The 25,463-nt window shown below is 33.4% G+C and carries 19 protein-coding genes and 2 pseudogenes; 9 read left to right on the top strand and 12 right to left on the bottom strand.

All coding sequences use genetic code 11. The features are described 5' to 3' along the window. Positions 1 to 10: 10 nt before the first annotated feature. Positions 11 to 1,543: a tetratricopeptide repeat protein gene (locus phytr_RS05260; protein WP_106874823.1), complete on the bottom strand. Its 1,533-nt coding sequence runs from the start codon at positions 1,541 to 1,543 to the stop codon at positions 11 to 13. A gap of 313 nt (positions 1,544 to 1,856) precedes the next feature. Beyond that, a complete protein-coding gene (locus phytr_RS05255) occupies positions 1,857 to 2,258 on the bottom strand; it encodes a recombinase family protein (protein WP_458692833.1) in 402 nt (133 codons plus the stop codon). Positions 2,259 to 2,318: 60 nt separating this feature from the next. Between phytr_RS05255 and phytr_RS05250 the strand changes: the two genes are divergently transcribed. Further along, positions 2,319 to 2,807, top strand: coding sequence for a DUF4158 domain-containing protein (locus phytr_RS05250; protein WP_106874822.1), 489 nt, complete (start codon positions 2,319 to 2,321; stop codon positions 2,805 to 2,807). A 380-nt stretch (positions 2,808 to 3,187) separates the two neighbouring features. Here phytr_RS05250 and phytr_RS05245 read toward each other — a convergent pair whose 3' ends face one another. The 6 genes and pseudogenes from phytr_RS05245 to phytr_RS05215 all read right to left on the bottom strand — a co-directional run bounded on the left by phytr_RS05245 (position 3,188) and on the right by phytr_RS05215 (position 9,634). Continuing rightward, positions 3,188 to 4,354 carry a hypothetical protein gene (locus phytr_RS05245; protein ID WP_106874821.1) on the bottom strand — a complete coding sequence of 389 codons (1,167 nt, stop codon included), beginning with the start codon at positions 4,352 to 4,354 and terminating at the stop codon, positions 3,188 to 3,190. Positions 4,355 to 4,376: 22 nt separating this feature from the next. Next, positions 4,377 to 4,964, bottom strand: coding sequence for an ankyrin repeat domain-containing protein (locus tag phytr_RS05240; RefSeq protein ID WP_106874820.1), 588 nt, complete (start codon positions 4,962 to 4,964; stop codon positions 4,377 to 4,379). A gap of 123 nt (positions 4,965 to 5,087) precedes the next feature. Next, positions 5,088 to 8,070, bottom strand: a pseudogene (locus phytr_RS05230) (Tn3 family transposase). Next, positions 8,067 to 8,678 carry a tyrosine-type recombinase/integrase gene (locus phytr_RS05225; RefSeq protein WP_106874817.1) on the bottom strand — a complete coding sequence of 204 codons (612 nt, stop codon included), beginning with the start codon at positions 8,676 to 8,678 and terminating at the stop codon, positions 8,067 to 8,069. Before phytr_RS05225 ends, phytr_RS05230 begins: the two are co-directional and overlap by 4 nt. Further along, positions 8,641 to 8,943, bottom strand: coding sequence for a site-specific integrase (locus phytr_RS05220; protein WP_106874816.1), 303 nt, complete (start codon positions 8,941 to 8,943; stop codon positions 8,641 to 8,643). The genes phytr_RS05225 and phytr_RS05220 overlap by 38 nt, the downstream gene beginning before the upstream one ends. A 232-nt stretch (positions 8,944 to 9,175) precedes the next feature. Then, positions 9,176 to 9,634 (bottom strand): ProQ/FINO family protein, encoded by a 459-nt coding sequence (locus phytr_RS05215; protein ID WP_106874815.1) that lies wholly within the window; start codon positions 9,632 to 9,634, stop codon positions 9,176 to 9,178. A gap of 242 nt (positions 9,635 to 9,876) precedes the next feature. On the opposite strand from phytr_RS05215, the gene phytr_RS06415 reads away from it, so the two are divergent. From phytr_RS06415 to phytr_RS05205, 3 genes are all read left to right on the top strand, one after another. Further along, a complete protein-coding gene (locus tag phytr_RS06415) occupies positions 9,877 to 10,092 on the top strand; it encodes a hypothetical protein (protein ID WP_158706878.1) in 216 nt (71 codons plus the stop codon). A 127-nt stretch (positions 10,093 to 10,219) separates the two neighbouring features. After that, on the top strand, positions 10,220 to 10,516 hold the full coding sequence (locus phytr_RS05210; protein ID WP_106874814.1) for a hypothetical protein: 297 nt from the start codon (positions 10,220 to 10,222) through the stop codon (positions 10,514 to 10,516). Between the two features lie 316 nt (positions 10,517 to 10,832). Next, the gene (locus tag phytr_RS05205) at positions 10,833 to 12,014 is read left to right on the top strand and encodes an ATP-binding protein (RefSeq protein WP_106874813.1); all 1,182 of its coding nucleotides are present in this window, start codon (positions 10,833 to 10,835) and stop codon (positions 12,012 to 12,014) included. A 144-nt stretch (positions 12,015 to 12,158) separates the two neighbouring features. On the opposite strand, the gene phytr_RS06410 is transcribed toward phytr_RS05205, so the two are convergent. Further along, positions 12,159 to 12,311: a hypothetical protein gene (locus tag phytr_RS06410; protein WP_158706877.1), complete on the bottom strand. Its 153-nt coding sequence runs from the start codon at positions 12,309 to 12,311 to the stop codon at positions 12,159 to 12,161. A 431-nt stretch (positions 12,312 to 12,742) separates the two neighbouring features. Here phytr_RS06410 and phytr_RS05200 point away from each other — a divergent pair, with 431 nt between their 5' ends. From phytr_RS05200 to phytr_RS05185, 4 genes are all read left to right on the top strand, one after another. After that, the gene (locus phytr_RS05200) at positions 12,743 to 14,578 is read left to right on the top strand and encodes a baseplate megatron protein TIM-barrel domain-containing protein (protein WP_106874812.1); all 1,836 of its coding nucleotides are present in this window, start codon (positions 12,743 to 12,745) and stop codon (positions 14,576 to 14,578) included. Between the two features lie 429 nt (positions 14,579 to 15,007). After that, positions 15,008 to 17,653 carry an AHH domain-containing protein gene (locus tag phytr_RS05195; protein ID WP_106874811.1) on the top strand — a complete coding sequence of 882 codons (2,646 nt, stop codon included), beginning with the start codon at positions 15,008 to 15,010 and terminating at the stop codon, positions 17,651 to 17,653. Further along, positions 17,634 to 18,386: a hypothetical protein gene (locus phytr_RS05190; RefSeq protein WP_106874810.1), complete on the top strand. Its 753-nt coding sequence runs from the start codon at positions 17,634 to 17,636 to the stop codon at positions 18,384 to 18,386. The genes phytr_RS05195 and phytr_RS05190 overlap by 20 nt, the downstream gene beginning before the upstream one ends. 13 nt (positions 18,387 to 18,399) lie before the next feature. Then, positions 18,400 to 19,155: a hypothetical protein gene (locus tag phytr_RS05185; RefSeq protein WP_106874809.1), complete on the top strand. Its 756-nt coding sequence runs from the start codon at positions 18,400 to 18,402 to the stop codon at positions 19,153 to 19,155. 15 nt (positions 19,156 to 19,170) lie between these two features. Here phytr_RS05185 and phytr_RS05180 read toward each other — a convergent pair whose 3' ends face one another. Both phytr_RS05180 and phytr_RS05175 read right to left on the bottom strand, forming a co-directional pair. Continuing rightward, the gene (locus phytr_RS05180) at positions 19,171 to 20,400 is read right to left on the bottom strand and encodes an ankyrin repeat domain-containing protein (RefSeq protein WP_106874808.1); all 1,230 of its coding nucleotides are present in this window, start codon (positions 20,398 to 20,400) and stop codon (positions 19,171 to 19,173) included. Positions 20,401 to 20,640: 240 nt separating this feature from the next. Then, positions 20,641 to 21,252: a recombinase family protein gene (locus tag phytr_RS05175; protein ID WP_106874807.1), complete on the bottom strand. Its 612-nt coding sequence runs from the start codon at positions 21,250 to 21,252 to the stop codon at positions 20,641 to 20,643. A gap of 148 nt (positions 21,253 to 21,400) precedes the next feature. On the opposite strand from phytr_RS05175, the gene phytr_RS05170 reads away from it, so the two are divergent. Then, the gene (locus phytr_RS05170) at positions 21,401 to 24,427 is read left to right on the top strand and encodes a Tn3 family transposase (protein ID WP_106874806.1); all 3,027 of its coding nucleotides are present in this window, start codon (positions 21,401 to 21,403) and stop codon (positions 24,425 to 24,427) included. Positions 24,428 to 24,544: 117 nt separating this feature from the next. Here the strand turns inward: phytr_RS05170 and phytr_RS05165 are convergent. Then, a pseudogene (locus phytr_RS05165) lies at positions 24,545 to 25,302 on the bottom strand (IS110 family transposase). Positions 25,303 to 25,463 lie beyond the last annotated feature (161 nt).

The following is a 25,463-nucleotide window of genomic DNA, read 5'->3' as shown; positions in this document are numbered from 1 at the left end:
ATTATTAGTTTTAAGATTTTAATTTTTTTAGAATTAGGGTTTTTAATTCATATGCGTTAAGGGATTTAGGGTTAATATCTATCAATTGCTCACAAACTTTTAACGCTTCTTGATACCTTTTGAGATTATAAAGAGCTTGACTCTTAAAGTAGTAAGCTTCAGGCTTTTGAGGGGCTAGATTTATAGCTTTATCAAAAGCTGATATGGCTTCATAATACTTACCTAAATTGAATAATGCTACCCCCTTACCTTGATAAGATATATCTCTTTCAGGGGCTAAATCTATTGCTTTGCTATAATAATCAACAGCTTCAATATATTTACCTAAAGCACTAAGATCAAAACCTTTATTTATATAATAATCAGACACAAAAGGATCAAACATTATTGCTTTATCATGATATTCAAGAGCTTCTTGATTTCGATCTAAATATGATAAAGCGGTACCTTTATTAAAATAAGCATTCGCATTTTGTGAGTTTAATTTAATGGCGTGATCATATGATTGTAAGGCTTTTTGATGCTTACCTAACTTAAATAAAGCATTGCCTTTGTTAGTATAAACTTCTGAGTCTTGAGGGTTTTGTTCAATAAACTTATCATAAGCCTCTATAGCCTCTTGATAACGCTCTAGGTGATATAAGATGATACCTGCATCATGATAAGCTTGTGTATTTTCTGTATCTGATTTAATAAATTCATTGATAACTTCTAAAGCTGCTGAATATTCTTGTAAATTTAATAAGGCTTTGGCTTTTTGTTGATAATAGTAAAACTCTTTCGGATTAAGTTTGATTGCTTGATTATAGGATTCTATAGCTTCATCAAAACTACCTAAATCAAATAAAGTCATACCCCTATTAAAGTAAGAAGCATCATCTGAAGGTTGAAGAGTAATTGCTTTATTATACTCCTTAACCGCTTCATTAAATTTTCCTAACTTAGATAGAGCCGAACCCTTATTATAATAAGCCTCAGCATGCATTGGATCAAGCTCAATAACACGGTCGCATAATTCTATGGTATCTTGGTATTTACCTAGTCTAAATAATGCAAACCCTTTCTTAAAATAAGCATCTATATTCTTAGGATCAAATTTTATAGCCTTATCCAAAGAGTTTATTGCTTCTTCATATCTACCTAATTTGCACAACACATCAGCTTTATTTATATAAGGTGTAGCATTTTGTGAATCATAAAGCATTGCTTTTTCATATTCTTTGATTGCTTCTAAGTTTTTACTTAATTTAGATAAAGCTTCACCTTTAAAAATGTAAGCTCTTGAATATCTAGGATCTATTCCAAGAGCCTTATCACATGCCTCAATAGTTGAAGCGTATTGGCCTAGGTTTAAAAACGCAAGACCTTTACTGCAATGAGCATCTTTATCTTGTGAATTCAATCGAAGAACTATATCAAAAGCTTTTATTGCATCACTATATCTTTCTAGGTTAAACAAATTGACACCCCTGTCGTACTGTATATTTGCTTCAATTTGTTTATCTGGATTAAAAGTAAAAAAGGTAAGCTGACAGCGGACCATAAATCTCTAAGAATTGCGAATATTTTTTTAAATGACATATTAAATCATAGTATTATAATTTGGCAATTGTAACATTTTGTTATTTTGATATCAATTATTTAATGTTTATAAATTACTTAAATATCAAAGTTAACGTCTTGAGAGAAATAAACACATAAATCAAAGTTAGTCTGTTAAGAATTGAGAAGTTTTTGTCCGTGAGATCTGATAGTGCCGTTTGGAGATACATAGCGGTAGAGGGTGGCTCTGGTAACGCCTATTTGTTTGCATAGTTCTGAGACTTTAGTGTCTCTAATGGCCATAGCTGCTTGCGCTAGGCGTATTTGGGCTTTAGGTAAAGCAGATTTTTCCCTCCCTTACGTCCTCTAGCGCGTGCTGCTGCCAATCCTGCTTTTGTTCTCTCCCTGATGAGTTCAGTCTCAAATTCTGCTAACGCAGCAAAAATGCCGAATACTAATCTACCATTAGCAGTTGTGGTATCAATATTAGCGCCTTGTCCAGATAATACTTTGAATCCCACCTGACGTTCTGAAAGATCTTGTACAGTATTGACTAAGTGCTTAAGGTCTCTGCTTAGTCTATCAAGTTTCCAAACTACTAATGCATCACCTTCTCTTAAGGCTTTGAGACAAGCTATGAGACCTGGTCGATTGTCTTTAGCTCCCGATGCTTGATCTTCGTAGTATTTTCTGCTAGTACGCCATAATTTATTAATGCATCTTTTTGAAGATTAAAATTTTGAGAGCCGTCAACTTTAGAAACTCTGATATAGCCAATGTTCATAATAAATTTTGTATCTTATTTAGGCCATGTTATGCCAAGGATGAATATTTTGGATAAAAATAGCTTGCTAGCTTTCCAAACCCCTCCTGAACTAAGTCCACTAGAGCGTAAAGTTTGCTTTAATTTTCCAAATCAAGTTTTAGAATTTGCCAAAGAATTACGAACACCTTCGAATCAAATAGGTTTTTTACTTAGCTGGGGATATTTTAAGTTTTCTAAAAGATTTTATGATCCACAATATTTTAATGACCTTGATATCCGTTATGTTGCAAACTATTTGGGTTATAACGAAACAGCATTTCGTCCAAAAAGTTATGTTAAACGTACTCAGCAAGAGCATCAATTGAAGATAATAAAATTATTTGGTTTTCAAAGATTTGATAATTCATACCAAAAAAAGCTGGACTTGGGTAATAATGAAAGCTCGGGCCAAATCCGCAATGGAGTGGGTATTTTTGAAGGTTTAGGAGCATTTTCTTGAAAATTATCTTGTTTATTTCTGATCGCATAAGTGTTATTATAAGATTGAATAACCTTTGATATTCCCTTTGTTAATAGTAATTTTACAGTAAATTAAAGTACATAAAACTGATCGTATAATTATTTCAATACTATAAAATAGCTAAAAGGTTGTTACAGCACTCACCTCAACTATCCCCTTCTTCTAACTCCTCTAGCTTGACTTTCTCTAGAGGGTGAACCTCTACCGCCAGAAGGTCTAGCTGGGCTTGGTCTAGGTGATTTATCTTGTCCTTCCACTAAGAATTGCTTTATTCTTGATGTCTCATCAACTCCTTCATGTGTTGCTTGAGCCTGTGCTGGTTTTTTTGAGGATAATGGTCTTGTGCCTGATGTTTCAGCCTAGGCACTTGAAGCACGAATATCACCTCCTTTCATTGATGCTTCTAGTGTGACTTCCTTATCTTCTTTTGGTTGAGGAAAAATAGAGCCGCTAGCACCAGCTCCTTTATCTACCTCTGCTTCTTTTGCTGAAGTAACTTTACGTGTAAAATTTTCTAAAAAAAGGTCGACATCTTCTTTCAAAATAGCAGTTGCTTCTGGCGCTTTGTCCCATTTATCATCACTAGCTAATATTTGGTTTAGTTTTCCTACAAAAATATTATGTGATGGATTATCGGGGGTAATCCATTTAGGAATCTGCCAACTAGAGTAAGTCCCACCATGAGTACCAGCATAACTTAGTTTAATATTTTTACCCGTGGCTTCAGCAAATGTTTCTAGAGCCATATCACAAGGACCGCAAGTTAGCTTTGTAATCCCTATATAGTATTCACCATTAGGCATTGAATCTCGAGTATCATAAAGGCGATCCGAAATTTTTACTTCTGCATGCTTTCCTCTTTCGCCTTCAACATAATCAACTTCTCCTGCTTGAATAACTTGTCTTATTTTTAGATTTTGAGTCTTATTTATCTGATTAATGAGAACTTGAGTATCAATTAAGGGACGAATAATATTTGATGCAGTTTGGTGTATTTTGAGGTCTGAAGTTTCTTCAGATAAAGAAAGTATCGAGCTGCATTTGCCTATTATTTGGTCTAAACTTGTTGTTGTGCCGGACTTATTATGTTCCTTAAGATATCCATAAAGTTCAGAATTAATATCTTTTAAAAATTCATAATTTATCTCAAAATCAAAAACCTTATCTTTTTTAATTTTATCGCTTATCTGTTTTTTTGCTTCAAGCTCTAACATTTCATATTTTTCACTAGGATCATTTAAATATGATTGTAATTGAGATATATATGTTGCTGCATATTCTGGCGATCCTGAATTACTAGCTACAAGTAATTTATCACCTCGTTCGCATACAGCGACGCATTTTTCGTTTGATGTTGCCGATGTCATTAGCCTAGCTAGACAATCTAAATGGCATTTTTCTTTATCACCATTTAATCTTGGCTCAACGCTTGAAGAAACATGTTGACCATCTTGGTCCCTTTCGCTGGGTATAATAAAATTGAGCAATTGATTTACGGAAAAGCCTTGCTCACCTTCATTTCTCATAACCTTTTTATTGTTTCAAAAGTCAAGATTCTCCTAACAATGAAGTCTCTTTTACAGCCCGCCATTCATTAACTAATTCTGAATAATAATCTTCAAATGACCAATCTATTTCACCTAAAATATCTTGAGGCGTTAAACCTCTATCATCTTTTTCATAAGGATTTAAAGGATAGTTTTGTATTAAATATCTCATTACTTTCCAACCATCATTCTTTTTAGCTTCTAGTTCTTGATCTTTTATGCTTCCAGCAGCCGCATGTAACAAAAGACAATTCTTAGTGTTAACGGTTGCCCCTCCATCTAACAGCAACATTAACATTTCCATATTACCTTGTCTAGCAGCCATTTCTAATGCTACGCTACCATCAGATGTAGCATTTGGATCAGCTCCCTGTTCAAGTAAAATCTTAGCTATATTTACATAATTTTTTAATACAGCCTTATACAATGGACGCATTCCAAAAGCATCTTCAGCATCAATGTCAATTTTTCTTTCCTGGAGTAGCTCTTTTATTTTTATATAATCTCCTTTGCGTATAGCTTGGTGTAAAAGAGCTGTATTATCTTGACCTACATCTGATACGATTGAATTTTTTGTTTCTTCTGGCATAACAATTACTATCTTAATTGATATATTTATATATTACCACAATATTGATTATTAGTACAGGCAATAAAGTAATTTATGTTAATTTATCTTAAGATCATAGTATAAAAATATCATTCAAAATTTTTATAAACGGAAGTCTAGGAGATCTTGAGTATTTGCACTTCCAGACTGTAAAGCTAGATTCCTAAAGTCGTAAGTTCCAAGCATATTGACATGCTTCCAAGTTAAGATCGAACCATTAGTAATACTTTCCATGAGAGAATGCTTATGTTGGTTATCTGCTTGCATGATTACCTGGGTAAGTCTTGTATAATTCCATGACACTATAATATTTTGCAAGATAGTTTGACACATCGCTGCTTTCTCGCAGGTCTCTGTCAATTTGTATTAGCTCTTGGTTATTAGCAAGGGATATTGCGCTTTGAAACTTATTAGATAATTCGCCTTTGTTAAGTTGTTTGTCTATCTTTTGACGTAATTCTACGTTATCCATGTAAGTTAAAAGAAAACAGGTTTTAATAATGCGACCTAATTCTTTTAAAGCAATATGAAGTTTATGCTGCTTATCATATGATGCAAGCCTTTTAATTATGGTAGATGCTTTTTCTTCTCTAAGCAATATTGTGGCTACTAGTCTTAATATTGTATCCCAGCAATTTTTGATGCTTTTTTCGCTCACATATCTGTCAGGTAGTATCATATAACTAAGGTCTTGCTTGTCAAGAGATACTAGAGACTGAGAAGATATATCTTTAATCCTAGGTGCAAATGAGGTTTTAATTAGGTAAGATATAGCAAAAACTAATTCTGTATACCCATGTGTATCAGTTGAGTGCATACTATTTTTGATGTCTGCATTATGTAGCAGGCCATCTATTACGTAACTTGCATCACGCTCTGAACTACTAAATACTGTGGAATAAAACAAAATATGCCTTTCATCGATAAAGGTGTAAACATTTGATCCACGGCCATGACCAAAATATTTATATGAATAATTAGCGTTTAATGATTCTGCAGATACGCATCTTTTTTTGCCATCACTAGAAGTATGTAGAAAATTTTGCTCTTTCCTAAACTGGGAAGGTAACCACATTTTATTCATAAAATCCACCAACATATTATTGGTAGCATATAGATTTTCTAATGAAAAATACCAATTCACTCCATGTAATAGGGTATTATAACTAATGCCTATAGCCGTATTAGCTAATTTATGTATGCCAATATTGCTACCTAAAGCAAATATACCTGCAAAAATAGTTTCATCAGCTACTTTTTGTCTTACATTTTTGACTTTATGATGCTTAAAGTTACTTGCAAAACCTATTACGTGATTTACCTCAAACATCATCTGCAATATAGATATATAGCTTTCACTACCTATAACTTTATATACGGAATCATAGTCTGGTTTTTCGACTGGAGGAGTATATAAAGAAAAGCTGCCGTCTTCCTTAAATTTAAGATACTTATTTTTCGGAAGATTGTTGTTAACCGTAGCATACTTATCATTTAGTTGAATTCTAAGCTTTGACAGCAAATGATCTATATCACCAAAACCTGCTAAATCTAATTTATCCAATAATGCATCTTTATCCTTTTTCCATACCCCTTGTTTGATTAAATAAGCTTCAATAGGCATGTAACGATATGACTTAGCAAGACTAATATCACCTGACTTAATGGCTTCAGCTATTTTTGAGAACAATAAAGCTTTATATAAGGCATTATTGAATCCATCCTTATATACTGCATCTATTTCATTTTGCTTCAAAAAGTCATAAGGGGCAAATTTGTTCAAAGAATTACTTTGATAAAATAGTATAGCCTCCTCTAAATTATTATCAGATGAGACAAAATCTAGGTGCCTTATTATATCAGCCAATCTGTTTTGCAGCTTTCGCGATAATTTTTGTAATACTACAAAATTTTGTTTGTCGCTTTTATAGCCTATAAAATTTTCTTTTAATTGGTTTACTCGATCTAAATAATGAGTTTCTGATTCTATCTCAGGTATCAAATAACGTAATTCTTGAATTCTAAGGTCATTAATAATTGGTTTGTAAAGTATCTCTCTAGCCTTTTTAATCAGTTTTGATTGACTTGTAAAAGCTTTAATAACGGAATCAAGTAAATCGTTATTACGTTTTGCAAACGCATGATCAGATTCTTGAAGGGTTATTTCAACCTTGTTAAGATGCTGCTGATTAACCTTTAGAATGATATCTATAAAAATATCTTGCCAATTTTTATACTGGTGCTCAATGAATGCCAATAAATACAAATGTCGAATACTATCATTACGGATTGATCTTATTTGAGCTATAGTGGCTTTAATTACCCAATTTGCATAGTACCTTGTAGCTTCTATAGAAAGGCTCAGCTTTTCTATTAAGTGCTCAGTATTTTTGTAAGCTTTTTTGATTATTAAAAAGCTACTCACACTCTGTTTGATCTTCAGAGGTTTCAAAGATTGGCTTATAGTTTTTACCCTCAATAGAGTCGATTTCTCATCCTCTAAGCCTAGTAAATCATTTAGAGTATCTATATGTTCCTTCTTAATATGCTCTGCAACTTGAGAAGATAAGCTCTTTTCAAACTTATTAAAATGTTCTGTAATAGACCTAGCAAACTTGTCATAATTAGGAACTTCAATCTTTTTGGCTCTAAGTAAATCAACCATGGAAAATATAATTTTGCGAGGATGCATTTGCTTAGATACCAGATTAGCTATGCTTTCTTCAAACATATCCACGCTTTGATTAAAAGGTTTGTAACCAAGTAAGCTTAGTACCTCAGATTTGTGCGTAAGTCGAGTTCTTTCACTGTAATTCCAGCCTTCTAATTCAACATTTAGACCCAATTGCTTATCTATAAAAGCCTTATCGTCTTGATTATATTCCTTATAAAACTTACCAGTAGCTTTAAAGTAACCTAACTGCAAGATAAAGCCCATTTTGTTCTCAGGTTCAATTAACGTTTTTAACTTTTCTTGTATGTGAGAAGAAATACTAAAAAATTGATATCTTTCAGTGTCGTTTAATAATGGAAAATTATCAAATTTCTTAATTTCATGGGAAGATAGTATTTTTAATCTACTCATTCCTCTTCACTAATTCTATTAACTGCTTCGCTTAAATCGGCATAAGAAGGATGGCAGTATATACGTGTTGTATCTAGGCTTTCATGGCCAGCAAGTATTGCTATTTTTTCAAGACTTACTCCACTATCAACTAAGTTTTTACAAAAACTGTGACGTAAGTCATGTGGACTGATATCAGATAACTCACTTTTATTTAAGACTCTCTTAAGCATTAGTTGGATCCCCCTAGGAGTTAAGGGGCCTCGCTGACCTAAGAAAATTCTATTATCACTACCTACATTAGCGTGATAACCCAAAGACTCAAAAGCTATTCTAGCGGATTTGTTTAAGGGAATGCTACGGGATTTATTACCCTTGCCATAATTGACCTCAAGATCTCCCTTACGATTAAATAGAATCACGTGCTTCCATTTTAAATTACATAATTCTTTGATTCTGATACCTGTATTTAGCAAGATTTTGATAATAGCTATATCTCTAGTTCTGCCATACCTTTCAAAAAGCCTTAGCAAAGAATTTTGTTCAATACGGTTAAGCCATCTAGCAGTATTATTATTATCTTTAAGAAGCCTAGGAAAAGGTAATTGATGTTCTACTTTTTTTAGCATTAACACCCCACTTCATAAAATATTTTAAGCTTAGCATTTTCCTATTAATGGAATTAGGCTTAAATTCTTTATCCATTAAATACTGTTTATATAAACGAAGATCTGTTGGTGTCACTTTATATACAGCAAATGTGTAATTATTACTTTCTTCAAACCACTTCGCAAAAAGTATTATATCTTGCTTGTAATTAATGATTGTAGTTTCAGACTTATTCAGTTGTTTTTGATAATTTGCAAAGTCCTCAATTTCTTTAATTTTGAGCATACTTTATTATACGATCAGTTTTTTCATAAATAATCCAGCATAAAAATACCTATTATGCCATCAGTTAGGTATTAATACATCGTGTAATAACACTTATGCGATCAGAAATAAACGAGATAATTTTCAAGAAAATGCTCCTAAACCTTCAAAAATACCCACTCCATTGCGGATTTGGCCCGAGCTTTCATTATTACCCTTTTTATACAACATAAAATTTTTTGTATATACATTTTTAGATTGAAGAGCTTTTTTTTGTTGTGTTCATTTTTTCTACTTCGTCCCTTAATCCTTTCGACTCTTCTTCCGTTATATACCCTACTACTTTATAATCTAAATTATATCTTGGCGTTCCGGCGATATGAGTTTCACAATAAGCTTTAGAAAAGGTATACCAGTATAAAAATTTATATATTTTAGTCTTAGATATATCCTCAAAAAAAGATGCCAGATCATTTTTTATACCTTTCTTTAAAGCTGGTCTAGGTCCTTTCAAAGGAAAAAGTTTAGGATATCTTTTATTGAGTTTTTTTAGCATATTCTTAAAATCTGGTCTAGAAGAACTAGAATCGAACGTTTTAGAAGTTTCACTCTCTCGTTCTGTAGCACGAGTAGCATTTTGCAATTTATCTTGCAATTTTTTTAGTTCCTGCTCTACAGAACTAGATTCTTTTAGTTTAAGCTTAAGTGGCACTTTATAATTTTAATGTTAAATATATGCTAAAAACGCCTTAGTAAAATTCTTTTAATAACTTAATAGCTCCACCGTTTAAAGCTTTTTCCGGTAAAAAACAGAATTTACGCCTATCTTTAGTCTCATCTCCTGACAAAGGTCGAATATATATCACCTTTAATTTCTTAAGAGCATACATTACGCAATTTTCGCTTACTCCTAACCTCAAACCCCTTTCTCTATTATAAGCTAGAGGAAAAAGAATGTCTTTATATTTAGCCCCACTAAAAGATCATATTTCATCTATAAAGTTACTACTACAAAAGGTCCATACCGAAATCATCCATCTCCTTTCTATCGCTTATACTCCTCCTTTTGAGTCCGAATACCAATCCCTCATCCATTCTATCCAAGACGATGTTCCTTTCATCCATAACCATCATGAGTACTCATTACTAGGCGAATCTCTCTACTCTTAACGTAATATTTACCTATGGTAACATAAGCACTTTTTTGAATTATTATAGGTATAAACACTGCTTTCTCAAACCCATAATCTATTTTTAATTTATAATTGATTTGAATTAAAATCAAAAGGGTTATTATATGGCTCAAAACGATGATCAAGAGGATCCAAAACTAAGCGATAAAGTTGCAGATCAAGCTGTAAAAAACAATAGGAAAAAGTTATCTCTTAATCTTTCGAGAAACAATTCTTTACAACAAGATGAGTTAGAAAGTCCTAATCCCGTCAATACTCCAACAAGTCCAGATCCAGTAGCCAGTCCTAGCACCCCTAATCGCTTTAGTTTTTCTGATGAGGGATTTCTACGAACTCAAGATGGTGTAATAATGAAAGCTGGGGCCAAATCCGCAATGGAGTGGGTATTTTTGAAGGTTTAGGAGCATTTTCTTGAAAATTATCTCGTTTATTTCTGATCGCATAAGTGTTATTATACGATGTATTAATACCTAACTGATCGCATAAAAGGTGTTTTTATCCTAAATTATCTATCAAAAAACTGATCGTATAATAAATGTGGACCAAACTCCTCTAAACAAACCTATTTTTAACTCTAATTTATAATTGGTTTTTTAGTATTTTAATGTGATAAATCTTTTTACATGATTCCTTTTTATTATTTTATAAAGAAATAATTATGGACTTTAATCCAAAAAAAGCTTACTATCTAGGAATATTATCCTGATTTAAAATATTATGTATACCAGATATCTAGAAATGCATGTAATGGAAAGACAATCGGCTTTTTTATGGGGTCCTAGAAAAGTTGGTAAGTCAACTTATTTAAAAAATAAGTTTCCTAAATCTGTTTATTATGACTTACTAAAAACTGACTTGTTTCTAAAATATCTAAAACGTCCCTTCTTACTTAGGGAAGAAATCTTAGCATTAGATGAGGATAAATTATTTCACCCTATTATCATAGATGAAATCCAGAAAGTACCTGCATTACTTGATGAAGTGCACTGGTTAATAGAGAATACAAACTGTTATTTTATACTTTGTGGATCAAGTGCTAGAAAGTTAAAGAAACATAGTATTAATCTGCTCGGAGGTAGAGCTATTAAATACAATTTAGGACCTTTGTGTTTTCCTGAAATTAGTAATAACTTTGACTTAATAAATATTTTTAATGATGGCCTCATCCCGTCTCATTATAAAAATTCAAACTCTAGTAAATTACTTAAAGCGTACGTAGAAGATTATCTAACTCAAGAAATACAAGCTGAAGCTTTAGTACGTAATATTGCAGCATTTAATAAATTTATAGATAGCATTGCTTATAACCACGGTGAGTTAATTAATTATTCTAATATAGCTAGAGATTGCGCTATAGATGCCAAAACTGTTAAAGAATACTATCAAATTTTAGTTGATACTCTAGTAGGAGATTTTGTGCTGCCATATGCTAAAAAAGCAGGAAGAGAGATCATTACAGCAACTCCAAAATTTTACTTATTTGATGTAGGGATTGCAAATAAGATAATGCATAAAAGTATTACCGAAGCTAAAGGTCCTGAAGCTGGTAAGGCTCTGGAGCATTATATTTTTATGGAACTTAAGAACTATATACATCTTTGTGATCTGGATTATCAAATTAATTATTGGCGTAGCAAATCAGGTTTAGAAGTGGATTTTATTGTAACGCTCAAAGAAGGAAGAACTATACCTATAGAAGTTAAAATATCTTCTAATGTTCATCATACAGAATTCAAAAATTTGAAAGTATTTATGCAGGAGTACCAAATACAAAAAGCTTATGTCATCTCTTTAGAAAGCACCTCCAGGTTAGTGAATTTTGAAAATTTATCTATTTATGTATTACCCTTAAAGACATTTTTAGAAAAATTATGGTCCAAACAAATAATTACTCAATAGTGTTTTGTGTTTTTAAGATAGGCTTATTATACGCTCAGTTTTCAGATATATCAAAACCTCTCTTATATCGTTTAGATGGCTTTTAATAGGTATAATTTAATCACATAATAACACTTATGCGATCAGAAATAAACGAGATAATTTTCAAGAAAACGCTCCTAAACCTCCAAAAATACCCCCTCCATTGCGGATTTGGCCCCAGCTTTCATTATTACCCAAGACTGGAAGAAAGTATGGCACTGTTAACAAAGTGATAAAGATGTAGTAAACATATATAGGATATAATCTTTTATTCATAGAATATCTTAAAAATTACCTCCTATATAGGGTTCAGGGGTGCAAAGGTACGTAACGCGCAATAGGGTATCTGAAAGTTAATGTAATTGATATATTTTGAATGATTTAGTCTAAAAATTAACTACCCAATATCTGATTATGCATTCAAGAGAATAAAAAGCCTCAGTCTAGTGTTAAAAATAGACTTATCTTAAAAACTTTTCAAAATCTACCTAAAGTAATTTCAAGCTTATCTCATTAATAAAAAGTATATAAACTACTAGTAAAATAAAAAGCAGTATTGTATTATTATAATCAATATATTCTTAAATTAGGATGTATATGATAATAAGTTATTAACAATAAATACTTATTGATAACATAAAACTTTTGCCTTATAGCGAGTTTAAAATCTAGTAATGTAGGTACTAAAGTCTTTTAGAGTATTAAGAATGAAAGTTTGTTTTGATGATTTACTTCAAGAATCTGCTGGACTACTCGCTTTAGATAATTACTTTGACGCCGAAAATCCTTTATCTCTTGACCTGTATGCTTTTGAAGGTGCGTCTATAAATATACAAGTCAAAGGAGCAGAATCTCAAGAAATACATATTCCTAAATTACAAATTACTACTTACAACTTTAATATCCTTTATTTTGTCCCAAATCGATATAAGGTCTTTGTGGATCAACTTGAAATCAAATGTCCTGGTATTCATCTGGTTGCTGATGGTTTAAATATAGGTCAATGTCATATTGATACTACTCGTCCCCAAGTTTGGATTGAAAATTTCCAGGCAGAGAGTTTAACAGCTAGGTGCATGCTCGATGAAGATGAAGAACAAGTAAGAAAGTTATTACCAGGAATAACAGTTATACCAGGCTGTGGGGAATATGTTCTTGACGAAGCTTTTGATAGCTTAGATAGGTTAAAACAAGACTTGCCTAATGTGGAATGGATATCTCCTGTGGTAGCTTGGTTTGCAAGTAGTCTGGATTTGAAAACCTGTAAAATCATACCAGGAATTGATACAAACCTTTTGGAGAACCCTAAGCACCCTAAAATTGACTCTTGGCAAGTAGGAGAATATACAAGTTCGTGTAATTTTCCCATGAAAATTAACCAAGTAGATGAGAGATCTATATACGGTGGAACAATAAATGATGCCAGCGTCATTGAATACTTAAAACATGCTCAAGAACTTGGATTTAAGATAATTTTTTACCCATTGATTATGGTGAATCAAATTGGTAAGCCATGGCGAGGATGGATAGGTAAAGATGAGCAAGTGACAGTCGAAGATGTTCAGAACTTTTATGAGAACCAATATAGACCTTTTATCTTGCACTACGCAGAGTTAGTTGCAGGTAGGGTAGATGCATTTATTATTGGTTCTGAGCTGATTGGACTTACTTCACTTAAAACTGAAGATAATCTGTTTCCTTTTGTCAAAAAACTAATTGAACTTGCAGGGTTAGTCAGAGAGATATTAGGACCAGACGTAAAGATTAGTTATGCAGCAGATTGGTCAGAATATCATAGCGTAGGTGGATACTTTAGACCTCTTGATGAGTTATGGGCTAACCAAAATATAGATTTTGTGGGAATTGATGCATATTTTCCTCTCACTCATTCTCAAGAATCGCGGTTTAGTTTGGAAGAAATAGGGAAAGGATTTACTAATGGTGAGGGATGTGAATTCTATTTTGATGGTGATCGTAAGATAGAGTTTAAGAAATCTGAGCCTTGGAACCAGTGGAAGAATTTACATGATTGGTGGCACAATGAGCATTGGATTGGAAATGATAAAACTTTATGGCAACCTAAGATGAAACCTATATGGTTTACTGAATTCGGTTTCCCTTCAATTGATAAGGCTCCAAATAAACCTAATGTATTTTATAATCCAGAATGCCGTGATGGAGGTGTTCCTACTTTTTCGAATGGCAAAACAGACTATGCGGTACAACGTCTGGCACTTAGAGCGGCATTAGAATATTGGCAAGAGTTCGAATTTATGCAAAATATGATTTGCTGGACTTGGGATGCTAGAGGTGAGAATTGGATGAACTGTTCATATTATGCTGATGGTCCTTTATGGAAATGTGGACATTGGATAGATGGTAAGATAGGCGCACCCAGAAATGAAGTTGCTTTAAAAGGAAATAATATAGATATCAAAAATCTTGTTGTTGCAGCTCCTAAGGTTAAATTTGATCAAATAAACATAATTATAAGAGATGTAGCAGCTTTGTCAGGAGATTCTTTAACTATCTCAGATAGTTGAATTAGCGCAGGTCGGTTATTTGCCTCCTTTAAAAATAACGCCAAAATTACCCCAAATATACGAGCAGAGTTTAATCGCTATGATTTTGGTAAAACTGTTATAACAACTGATATAAGCTATGTTACTAATCAGATCATTGATGCAGAAGAGGCATTAATAGTTATAGATGGAGATCTAGTTATTGATCACGCTACTTTAAAAATCAAAGATCTATTTATTAGAGCTTCTGATGTAGATTTCGGAGCAACTGTTACCGAGAATAAAAGAGAAGAGCAACGTGGCAAAAAATATTCACTTGATGATTGGGAGGAAAAAATTGAAATAATTCAAACTGCTCATACTGTACAAATAATTAGTGATACATTAGAAATTGATGTAGATAATTTATTTAAGGCCACTGCTGCTAGGATTATTACCTCTGAGTTAGGCATGGAAGCTAAAGATTATCACTTTACAGGTATAACTTTAAATCATAGCGTATCAGTTGAAGGTCAAAAAATTAGAGGTATACTTTTTTTTAGTAGTATTAAAAATTATGGCAGTAACACAAGCAATCAAAACATAGAAGGTGTGGAGGTTTTTGTTGCTGGTCATGCATATGTTATTGCGGATGGCAAAATTTGGTTACAAGCAAGCCAAATTAATGCTGACGCAGTAACTATGAAGGCAAAACAAATAGAGCTTGAAGCACTTGTTGGAACTAACTTTCACAACATGTGGATTAAGAAACATAGCTTACGTCTTGCTTTTACTTGTGGCAAAGGTGAACTGTCTGCTGGAATTGAGAGTAAGTATACTTATACTAACACGACCGTAGTGGAACAACATCTTGCTCCTTCAGCTATAATTGGCCGCAGTAGAGTAGATATAGAAGCAGATGAGCTTAATCAGATTAGCAGTGCCATTCAAGGCTCTAAAGGTAAAATCAAAGCAAAAAAATGGATAGCAAAAGCGATAGAGCTTATTAGATCAGTTGAATCAGATACGGTAGAGGTAAGTGTTGGGCTAAAACTAGGGGTTCAGGAAAATATAAGTGGTACTACAAAAACTATAAAATACACTATTTCTAATTTAGACAAAGGAGGAGATTTTGCTGGCATCAACACTATATCCAATATTTATTCAAGTGTAAGAGGGGTAATGGCACTTGCTGGAGGTAATATTATTTCCCCTTGCCCATGGGTAAGCGCTAGTGCCAGCGCAAGCCATTACGAACGCAGCGATACTACTTATGCAATAAGCGAAGCAATGTTCGATGAGTTATACGTAGAAAGTGACAGTATAGAGGGTGCTCTTAACATTCAAGCAGAAGCTGATATTAAGGCTGAAAGTATGAATTTAACCAAGCCTGAAGGTAAGACTCATGAGGAAATGAGTTTTACTGGAGTTAGTGTATCTAATACAGGATTTTCTGCAAATCATTATCAAGAAGAAAACGGTCGTGGCTTTGGCTTTGGGATAAGTGGCAGCTGGGATAGAAAGAACCAACTATTTGGTGACACGTACAATTTTAAATATAAAAATGGAGAACATTTTCTAGATGTTTCATATGCTCATCCTAATCATGAAAAATTGAGTGAAGTAGATCTTAGCCTGAAAAATCTACCATCAAGATGCATAGATAATGTTAACCAAACATTACGCAGCGTTTTTGAAACAGTGGGCCTAAAATATAAACCTTTAATCTTTGATACCATACAAAGCGAGTCAAAAGAGGAGCTGAATCAAGACGATCCTAACATTTCAGAGCAAGATCTAGATCCTTTTGATCAACTAGCTGATGAGATCGATACAGCATTCTCTGAAGAGATTCCTGATTCTTCAGCTATCGATAAGGAGAGGGTAACATCTGCATTAATCTTAATTAAAGCCAACGAATTAGGCTACAATGCTACTGACATACAAAATGACGAAGTTTTGGAGCATGCCTCCGATTTAGTTAAAATCGACCTATCAATAGCAGAGTGGAAAAAAGTATCTGACCAAAATACAGGCATTAAAAAAGTTTTTGCTGATAACATGGTAGCTTCACTAAATGGGGTCAGAGATGATATAGCAAATGGCAACAAAAGTTTTGAGTCCTATTGGGCTGAAACAAAGCATAATTTAGAAAGCGGAAAAACAAGCTGGTCAGGAGCAGTTCCCGACGGCGTTGGTAACTTGGTATCATATGTAGAAGGCAAGATCGGCAACGTGATATCTAATAACTTACCTAAAGTCAAAGCCTCTGTTTACGCTACGCTAGGCACAGGCTTTGCTTACGCTTTAGAAGGCGCTAGGAAACTTTTTGGAGATGAAAATGTTGCAGCAGTAATAAACAAAATGAAGGACTGTAAAGAATGCATTGACGAGCATTCTACTTCTGGACAAAGAAAAGTAGCAGAATACATATTAGGATTTACAGCTGGTGCTCTTATTAATAAGACATACTATGCAATCAAAGGTAAAGGTAAATTGCCACATATTCCGGATGAGTTTATAGGCAGTGCCAAGAGTAAGATATTCACTAGTACCGAGAAAATAGCAGAGATACTAAATCCATTAAATAAAAAAGGCCAAAAATTCTTTGATACAGGTATTTCGGCAATTGAAGAAGCTGTTTTCAATAAAACTAAATTTAATGAGCTACCAAGTGATGTCAAAAAGTACTTTGCTGGTATAATACAAGTAGATAAAAACGGAGTAGTTGAAGGCATAGCGCATATGCAAAGCCACCATATACTACCAAAAGCTGTATCTGAGTTTGAAGATTTACTAACCTTAGGTGGTATGAACATAAACGATAAAGTTAACCTTACACATTTACCTGACGGCGTTGCTAAAGGTCTCTATCCTACAGCTAGAATGATTCACAGCGGTAAACACAACAGCAAAGAGTATATCGACCCCTTACTAAAAAAAGCTAAAGAACTTACTACTTTAGGTACAGCAGAGAGTTGGTCTCAGGAGCAATATAAAAATAAAATCATTGAATTAATAGGACAAACAAGGCAAGGCCTAGAAAATGGCACTATAAAGCTTAATAATGCAAAACCATTATTGGAAAAGGTAAAAGATGGCTCTATCAAAAGATGAAAAGACTCTATCAAAAACACTAAAGGATCTCTACAATATTAACTGGGAGAAATATCAAGAAAGATTCAACGGCACAAAACCACTTGAGATCTGGACAGGAGGTAGGTATCCAATGCGCTTATGGTTGGGTTACAAAGATCGTGAACAATTTTTAAGCATAAGCTCAAAATATAAACTTAATAGGTTAGGTAATAATGCTTATATAGAACTAGGATTTAAAAAAAAGGTAGATCCAAATGAGGTAAAAAAATTTCGATATATTCTTGCTAGCTCTATGGGCCCTATATTTCAGAAAGATATTATAGATAAAATACTTGAAGTTTGTCCTGACGACTTTGAACCTGTAAAAGTTACTCTAAAAAACTGGCATAAAAACTCAGAGCCTTTTTCTATAGAAGGTTTTTATGCTATCAATGCCCTAAAAGTAATTAAAGCTATAGACGAAAGTAAATCTGAAATAAGCTGGAGTGATGGGATTGCTAATATAGGAGACTATAATTACAAAGAAGACCCTTGGCAAGATGGTTGTGATGTACTATTCGGACCAAACTCTCCTAACAATACTAATAGATACCCCCCTAAAAAGCTTGATAAACCTTGCATGATTGCAATTGATGCACTCAGCGGTGCAATAGTATGGCATCCTAAATTAGCCAAAATCATCCCCCCCCATCCGTACCTCTTTTTCGCTCAGGACTTTGAAACTCGCGTACACCTATACGGCTCCTACTAAAAAAGATAAAGAAATGAATCTAACAAAAGAAGAGAAGGCCTTAGCAAGAAAATTAAAGGAGCAATATGACATGAGTTGGGATAAATATCAAGAGAGATTTAATGGAACAAGACCTCTAAGTATTTGGCCTATAGATGACACGTATCCATTACGCTTTCAAGGTGAACCTAAGGATCTAATGTGGTCTATATTAAATATAAGTTCAAAATATCTTAGACCTATAGACAATAACATTCGTATAGAAATTGGTTTTAAGAGAAAGGTAGATGCAAATGAGCTCAAAAAATTTGAATATCTTGATGGTGGATTAAAGGATCCCATCTTCCAAAAAGATGTCATTGATAAAATGCTTGAGATTTGTCCTGATGATTTTGAGTCCATACCCGTAACGCTAAAAAATTGGAATAAAAAAACAGAGCCTTTTTCTATAGAAGGTTTTTATGCAATCAATGTCCTAAAAGTAATTAAAGCTATCGATGAAAATAATACAGAGATACGTTGGAGCGATGGATGTGCTATGATGCAAAAATATTGGTTCAAGGACAAACCATGGCAAGATGGTTGTGATGTTATTTTGGGACCAGATGCGCCTAAGGATACCTCTCAGTACCCTCCTAAAAAACTTGATAAACCATGCCTTATTGCAATTGACGCTCTAAGCGGTACGATAGTATGGCACCCCAAGTTAGCTAAAGTAATTCCAGCTCATCCTTACCTCTTCTTTGCACATGATATTGAGGTTTGGAAAAGCCTATTTACCAATGTGTAATCCAAGTTTCATCCGTTATTGACAGATTGATGTCGTATCATTTTCATCTTGATGACCAAGGATCGAAGGTTCTGTACAGGTTCCTGATACTTCATCTTTAATTGAATCGCCTGATACTTCAGTATCATGATCCATAGTATTGGTTTTGATAATTTTACTCACCTGTCTTAATCTGCCTATATCTCGTATTTCTAAATACTTTCCTAATAAGTCTGCTATATCTTTTTGGCTTAACATATCAGTTTTTTCCCCAGAATAACCGGAAATTTTTGAATCATCTCGTACAGCATGTTTTTGTGGAGAATCATCAGGTACCGTTTTGAATATTTTTGTGCCTTCTTTTTGTGCCGGTTTTAATTTTCCTTCAAAAAGTTTATATTCAGTTGGATATATAGGTAGTTGAGCACCTAATAATGTATCGCCTATATACTTAGTTGAAGCTTCATCAAAAAGTTTTATGGTTTCCTGTAGCTTTTTATTATCTTTATATTGAGTTTTGTTATAAAGTTTGTGAGCAACTTCTGCATCAGCCTTCTCGAACCTCAAATCCTTGTACCCCTTTTCAATTTTTTGATTTAATTGTTTGATCATCAACGTTTCAAGTTCTTCCATGAGACCAGGAATTTTTAGAACTTGAGGGCAGTCTAAAATAGTTTTATCTGGACTAAATCTTAAATCTGCTCCATTTTTACATAATCCATAGACTATCTTCATAAAATCATACTTAGCAGCTAACATTAAAGCAGTATTTTTATTATTATCTTTCAAATCCAAGTCCGCTCCAGCTTCTATTAATGCTTTGATTATTCCAGTATGGCCGTTGTAAGCAGCCCTAATCAGTGCTGTTGAACCTGTGTTATCTCTTGCATTTAAATCTGCACCTGCTTGTATTAAAGCTTGAACTATTTCTATATAACCACGTTCAGCAGCAGCTATTAATGGAGTAATACCACAACTATTTTTAAAATTAACACTCATCCCTTGTTGTAGTAATTCATTAACTGATCTTATACTTCCTAAAGTGGCGCCATTAAGTAATGCTTTTACTTTTAAGTTATCTTCTCCGTAACCATTTACGGTGGCTTTTGCATGAGCTTTAATCCTTTTCATATCTTCACGCATACGAGCTTCGTATAAAGACATTGTATTAAAATTATTATTTTGATCTATATCAGATTTGTTATCTATCGTGATTCTTGCCCACCCACAACCAGGAATAGGTACTATAGTTGTTTTATTTGTCATAACTTTATATTTAAAAAATGTAATTAAAGTAAGCTTGCGTTACAAAGGTTTATATTGTGATGTTTTTTCTTCCTTTTCTGGGATGCAACATAGCTTTTACTGATCCTTTATAAATATTTTTCATATTTATACTTAAAAATATAATATCTTTACGAACCTTAAGTCAAACAAATAAATAAGCAAAATATTAGAAAAGCGTTAAAGCCTAGATCTAAGCTTAAAAAGTGTTATGGTAGTTTGTTAAGAATTGAGGAGTTTTTGGCCGTGAGGTCTGATTGTACCGTTTGGAGAGACGTAGCGATAGAGAGTAGCTCTAGTAACACCTATTTCTTTGCATAGTTCTGATACTTTAGTATCTCGAGATGCCATAGCTGCTTGTGCTAGGCGTATTTGAGCTTTCGATAAAGCAGATTTTCTACCTCCTTTACGTCCTCTAGCCCGTGCTGCAGCAAGTCCTGCCTTTGTTCTTTCTCTGATAAGCTCAGATTCAAATTCCGCTAATGCAGCAAAAATTCCGAACACTAACCTACCGTTAGGGGTTGTGGTGTTGATATTAGCTCCTTGTCCAGCTAGGACTTTAAATCCAACCTGACGTTCTGAAAGATCTTGTACTGTATTGACTAAATGCTTAAGATCTCTGCCTAGTCTGTCCAATTTCCATACTACTAGAGTATCTCCCTTTCTTAAGGCTTTGAGGCAAGCTATAAGACCTGGACGATTATCTTTAGCTCCAGATGCTTGATCTTCATAAATGTTTTCTTCTGATACTCCAGAATTTATTAATGCATCTTTTTGAAGATCAAAGTTTTGAGAGCCATCAACTTTAGAAACTCTGATATAGCCAATTTTCATAATAAATTTTGTATCTTAAACGATCGTTTGTGAAGCAACAAGAATTATAATCTATTATGTCCTTAAACGCGTATTTTTAAATATATTAAAAACTATGTATACTATACCATAGTAATATTTAGAAAACAATACTAATTTAGGTCATATTATGCCAAGAATGAATATTTTGGATAAAAATAGCTTGTTAGCTTTTCAAACTCCACCCGAACTAAGTTCATTAGAACGTAAAGTTTGTTTTAGTTTTCCAAAGCAAGTACTGGAATTTGCTAAAGAGTTACGAACCCCTTCCAATCAAATAGGTTTTTTGCTTAGTTGGGGATATTTTAAGTTTTCTAAAAGATTTTATGATCCAAGATATTTTAATAACCTTGATATTCTTTATGTTGTAAAATCTTTAGGTTATAACGAAAAAGCATTTTGTCCAGAAAGTTATGTTAAACGTACTCAGCAAGGGCATCAGTTAAAAATAATCAAATTATTTGGCTTCCAAAGATTTAATAATTCGTACCAAAAGAAGCTAGATATAGAGGTATTTGATATGGTTAAGCAATATCTAAAACCCAAGCTAATTTTTTGGCGATGTATCGACTTAATAATAGCTGATAAGGTTATTTTGCCTGCTTATTATACGATTCAAAATCTAATTTTATCTAATATCAATAGCTATAAGTCAAAGTTAAATGCTATAATTAAAGATCATATAACCCCAGAATGTAGCAATATGCTGAAGTGCTTATTCGAACAAGAATCAGAGTCTAATAAGTACAAACTCACTTTGTTAAAAAAGCCTTCTCAAGGCAAAACACCGCTAAAAATTAAGGATAAACTAGATGATATGGTTTTGCTTAAAGAGCTATATGGACATATTGAGCCTCTTTTGCGAAAATTGCAATTAACAGCTGAGGATATTAGGTATTTTTCATCAAGTGTCATTAAAACCAAAACAAATCACTTACTTAGAAAAGATCAGACAGACGTAGATCTTCATTTAATAGCTTTTATTGCTAACCAATATTATAATCTGCAAGATAATTTAGTTGATGTATTTTTAAGCTCAGTGAAGAGCACTCAAAATGCTGCTAATAAGAAGCAAAGAGATTGGTATTATGAAAATCGCAACCTACCTAATGAGACTGTTATTGATAAGCTTGATCAGTTAAAGCTAGACATTCTTGTAAAATTTGAGGCTATCAGTACTGTAATCAAGGACCATAATTTATCAAAAATCCATAAGTTAGAACGTATCGAAGAAATAGTCTTAGAAAAGGATATTGCAGATACCTCTAAGAAATTTAAGGATATTACAGACGATTTAGATAATACTGATGCTCAAAAGGAACTATATTATGGCATTTTAGAAAAGGCATCAATACCTTTGCAAAATAGGGTTAGTGGTATCCTCAAACTACTCAACTTCCAAAATAATGGAACTGCAAATGAGCTTATGGATGCTATACAAGATTTTATAAACAAAGATGGTAATATTACTCCTTCAGCTCCATTGAACTTTTTAAGTACAGAAGAACGAGCAGCTTTGATACGAGATAATAAATTTCGCGTTTCTCTTTATAAAGTCTTTTTATTCCAACACGTAGCTGGAGCAATTAAGTCTGGTTGTCTTAACCTCAAGCACTCATATAAGTATCGCTCTCTGGATAGTTATTTAATAAGCAAAGAAAAGTGGGTTTCTGAAAAAGATCAGTTGCTAAAAAGAGCCAACTTAACTAATTTCACTAACCCAGACCATCTGTTACAAGGCCTTGATAAAAAGTTAACAGAGCAATTTGTATACATCAATAAAAAGGTAGCCTCAGGAGAGAATCATTATATTAAATTTACTAAAAACGGAGAGTATTCAGTTAGTACACCAAAACAAGAAGAAGATTCTGATACCATAGCAACACTTTTTCCTACCAGCCACTTTATACCTCTAACTGAAATACTAGCTACAGTAAACTGGCAGACTAATTTTACTAATGAACTGCAACACTGGCAACAGAGGTATAATAGAACCAAACCTATTAACTCTTTGTTTGCTGGGCTAATAGGTCTTGGTTGTGCTATTGGGATAGGGAAAATGTCGCGTATAGCAAACAAGATTGGTAGGCAAGAGCTAGAAACTGCAGTAAATTGGCACTTCTCTCTAGATAACGTGCAGGCAGCTAACGATGCTGTAGTGAGTTACATGGATAAAATGGATTTACCAAACGTATATCGCTCTTCACCTGATAGACTGCATACTGCTAGTGATGGACAAAAGTTTGAAGTGACTACTGATTCCCTAAATGCAAATCGTTCTTTCAAATATTTTGGTAAAGGACAAGGTGTTAGTGCCTATACCTTTATTGATGAACGCAATTTGTTATGGCATTCTTTGGTCTTTAGTGCAGCTGAAAGAGAAAGTGCGTATGTAATTGATGGATTGATGCGTAACGATGTAATAAAGTCAGATATTCATTCCACCGACACTCATGGCTATAGCGAAGTAATCTTTGCAATTAGTCATTTGTTAGGGTTTTCTTTTGCCCCTCGCATAAAAAATCTTAAGAAGCAGACTTTATATATTTTCAAATCTACCCCTTACAAAGATCGAGCAAATTGGATGATTAAGCCTACAAAAACTATTAACGTTGAACTTATCAAAGAACATTGGGATGATATATTGAGGCTTGTTGCTACTATTAAACTCAAGGAAAATACAGCTTCTGAAATTTTTAGAAGATTAAATTCATACTCCAAACAACACAAGTTATATGCTGCACTTAAAGCTTTTGGACGAATCATTAAATCCCTTTTTATCACGAAATATATTGATGAAGTTGAGTTAAGGCAGATGATTGAAAAGCAGCTACATAAAGTAGAGTTATCAAACCGCTTTTCACGAGCTGTAGCAGTAGGTAATCCAAAAGAATTTGTTTTTGGTACTAAAGAAGAACAAGAAATTGCCGAAGGTTGTAATCGTTTAATCAAAAACTCCATCATATGCTGGAATTACATGTATTTAGAAAAACAAATTGAAAAATCTGATGTTACGCTACAGACCAGAATAGTAGAAGCTATTAAAAGTCACTCCCCAATGTCATGGGCACATATTAATATGCTTGGTGAGTATGATTTTTCAGAAGAAAAGATGAGGGACTCGTGTGGAATTTTGCCTACCAAAGCTACTTCATGATTCTTAGAGATAATTCTGGCAATAGAAGTAAACTTTTTGTTCCCAATCAGACTTTCATAGCTATGGGGCAAAATCTTAGTCCAAATATATCAATTACGTTAACTTTCAGATACCGTGTTAAATAGCAATAGCTTTTTCAATTATTTTATCATTTAATTTAGTAACATCGGGGTTAAAACAAGTTTTGCTTTTTAAAACACCATAGATGATATGTACTAACTTACGCATAGCAGCTATTAATATCACCATTTTATGTTTACCAGCATCACTTAAACGATCAGCAAATTCTTTGATAATAGGATTAAACCTCATTGAGGCTATTGCTGGCATATAAAAAGCCTTACGTAAATCTGAATCTCCTGTTTTGGATATCCTACTTATACCACGCACAGAAGACCCAGATTGTTTATGTTTGGGATTAAGACCAACATAGGCTGCAATCTGTTTAGCCGAAGTAAAATTATCGATATTGAGAAAGGCTATTACTTTTGCTCTGGTTTTCTCTCCAATACCTGGAATAGAAGCAAGTAGTGCATCCTTGCCTGACAAAAATAAGCTATTAATTCACAATCTGCTTGATCAGTTTTGACTCTAGATAACCTGCTTAAAGCAAAGCCTTTAACCCTAGCGGGATTAACTACACTAACCTTTATTTTGTTATCATAAAGGTACTCAGCTAATTTATTTTCATAACCACCTGTAGCTTCCATACAAGCATGCAGAGAGCTTACTTCTTTATTCTGTAGCCACCTTGTCAATTCAAGAAACCCTCTTGGATTATTATTAAATTTCTTAGGTTTTATTTTATCGTTAATTAACAAAGCCACATCAAATGTAGCTTTAGAGACATCTATGCCTAAAACTGAGCTATACATAATCTTGCACCTATGATAAAGGTTAAAGTAGATACTCTTGGATCAACCTTGTCAATTCAGGATCATGGAAGAATCCATGTCCTCAGCTACCGTCCGATCTTTGGTAGAGTATTTAGAAGGCTAGTGCTTAATCTAAAAGGCAGGATCTATGCCCTAAGAAA

It is taken from the genome of Candidatus Phycorickettsia trachydisci, assembly GCF_003015145.1.
Taxonomy (GTDB): Bacteria; Pseudomonadota; Alphaproteobacteria; order Rickettsiales; family Rickettsiaceae; genus Phycorickettsia; species Phycorickettsia trachydisci.
This window is presented reverse-complemented; position numbering and strand designations above follow the sequence as displayed.

Coding starts and splice junctions, on each gene's coding strand:
- phytr_RS05205 (WP_106874813.1), top strand. CDS start 10,833: ATGTATACCAGATATCTAGAAATGCATGTAATGGAAAGACAATCGGCT.
- phytr_RS06410 (WP_158706877.1), bottom strand. CDS start 12,311: ATGAATAAAAGATTATATCCTATATATGTTTACTACATCTTTATCACT.
- phytr_RS05170 (WP_106874806.1), top strand. CDS start 21,401: ATGCCAAGAATGAATATTTTGGATAAAAATAGCTTGTTAGCTTTTCAA.
- phytr_RS05210 (WP_106874814.1), top strand. CDS start 10,220: ATGGCTCAAAACGATGATCAAGAGGATCCAAAACTAAGCGATAAAGTT.
- phytr_RS05220 (WP_106874816.1), bottom strand. CDS start 8,943: ATGCTCAAAATTAAAGAAATTGAGGACTTTGCAAATTATCAAAAACAA.
- phytr_RS05260 (WP_106874823.1), bottom strand. CDS start 1,543: ATGGTCCGCTGTCAGCTTACCTTTTTTACTTTTAATCCAGATAAACAA.
- phytr_RS05225 (WP_106874817.1), bottom strand. CDS start 8,678: ATGCTAAAAAAAGTAGAACATCAATTACCTTTTCCTAGGCTTCTTAAA.
- phytr_RS05175 (WP_106874807.1), bottom strand. CDS start 21,252: ATGAAAATTGGCTATATCAGAGTTTCTAAAGTTGATGGCTCTCAAAAC.
- phytr_RS05250 (WP_106874822.1), top strand. CDS start 2,319: ATGTTCATAATAAATTTTGTATCTTATTTAGGCCATGTTATGCCAAGG.
- phytr_RS05195 (WP_106874811.1), top strand. CDS start 15,008: ATGGAAGCTAAAGATTATCACTTTACAGGTATAACTTTAAATCATAGC.
- phytr_RS05180 (WP_106874808.1), bottom strand. CDS start 20,400: ATGACAAATAAAACAACTATAGTACCTATTCCTGGTTGTGGGTGGGCA.
- phytr_RS06415 (WP_158706878.1), top strand. CDS start 9,877: ATGTCTTTATATTTAGCCCCACTAAAAGATCATATTTCATCTATAAAG.
- phytr_RS05240 (WP_106874820.1), bottom strand. CDS start 4,964: ATGCCAGAAGAAACAAAAAATTCAATCGTATCAGATGTAGGTCAAGAT.
- phytr_RS05190 (WP_106874810.1), top strand. CDS start 17,634: ATGGCTCTATCAAAAGATGAAAAGACTCTATCAAAAACACTAAAGGAT.
- phytr_RS05245 (WP_106874821.1), bottom strand. CDS start 4,354: ATGAGAAATGAAGGTGAGCAAGGCTTTTCCGTAAATCAATTGCTCAAT.
- phytr_RS05185 (WP_106874809.1), top strand. CDS start 18,400: ATGAATCTAACAAAAGAAGAGAAGGCCTTAGCAAGAAAATTAAAGGAG.
- phytr_RS05200 (WP_106874812.1), top strand. CDS start 12,743: ATGAAAGTTTGTTTTGATGATTTACTTCAAGAATCTGCTGGACTACTC.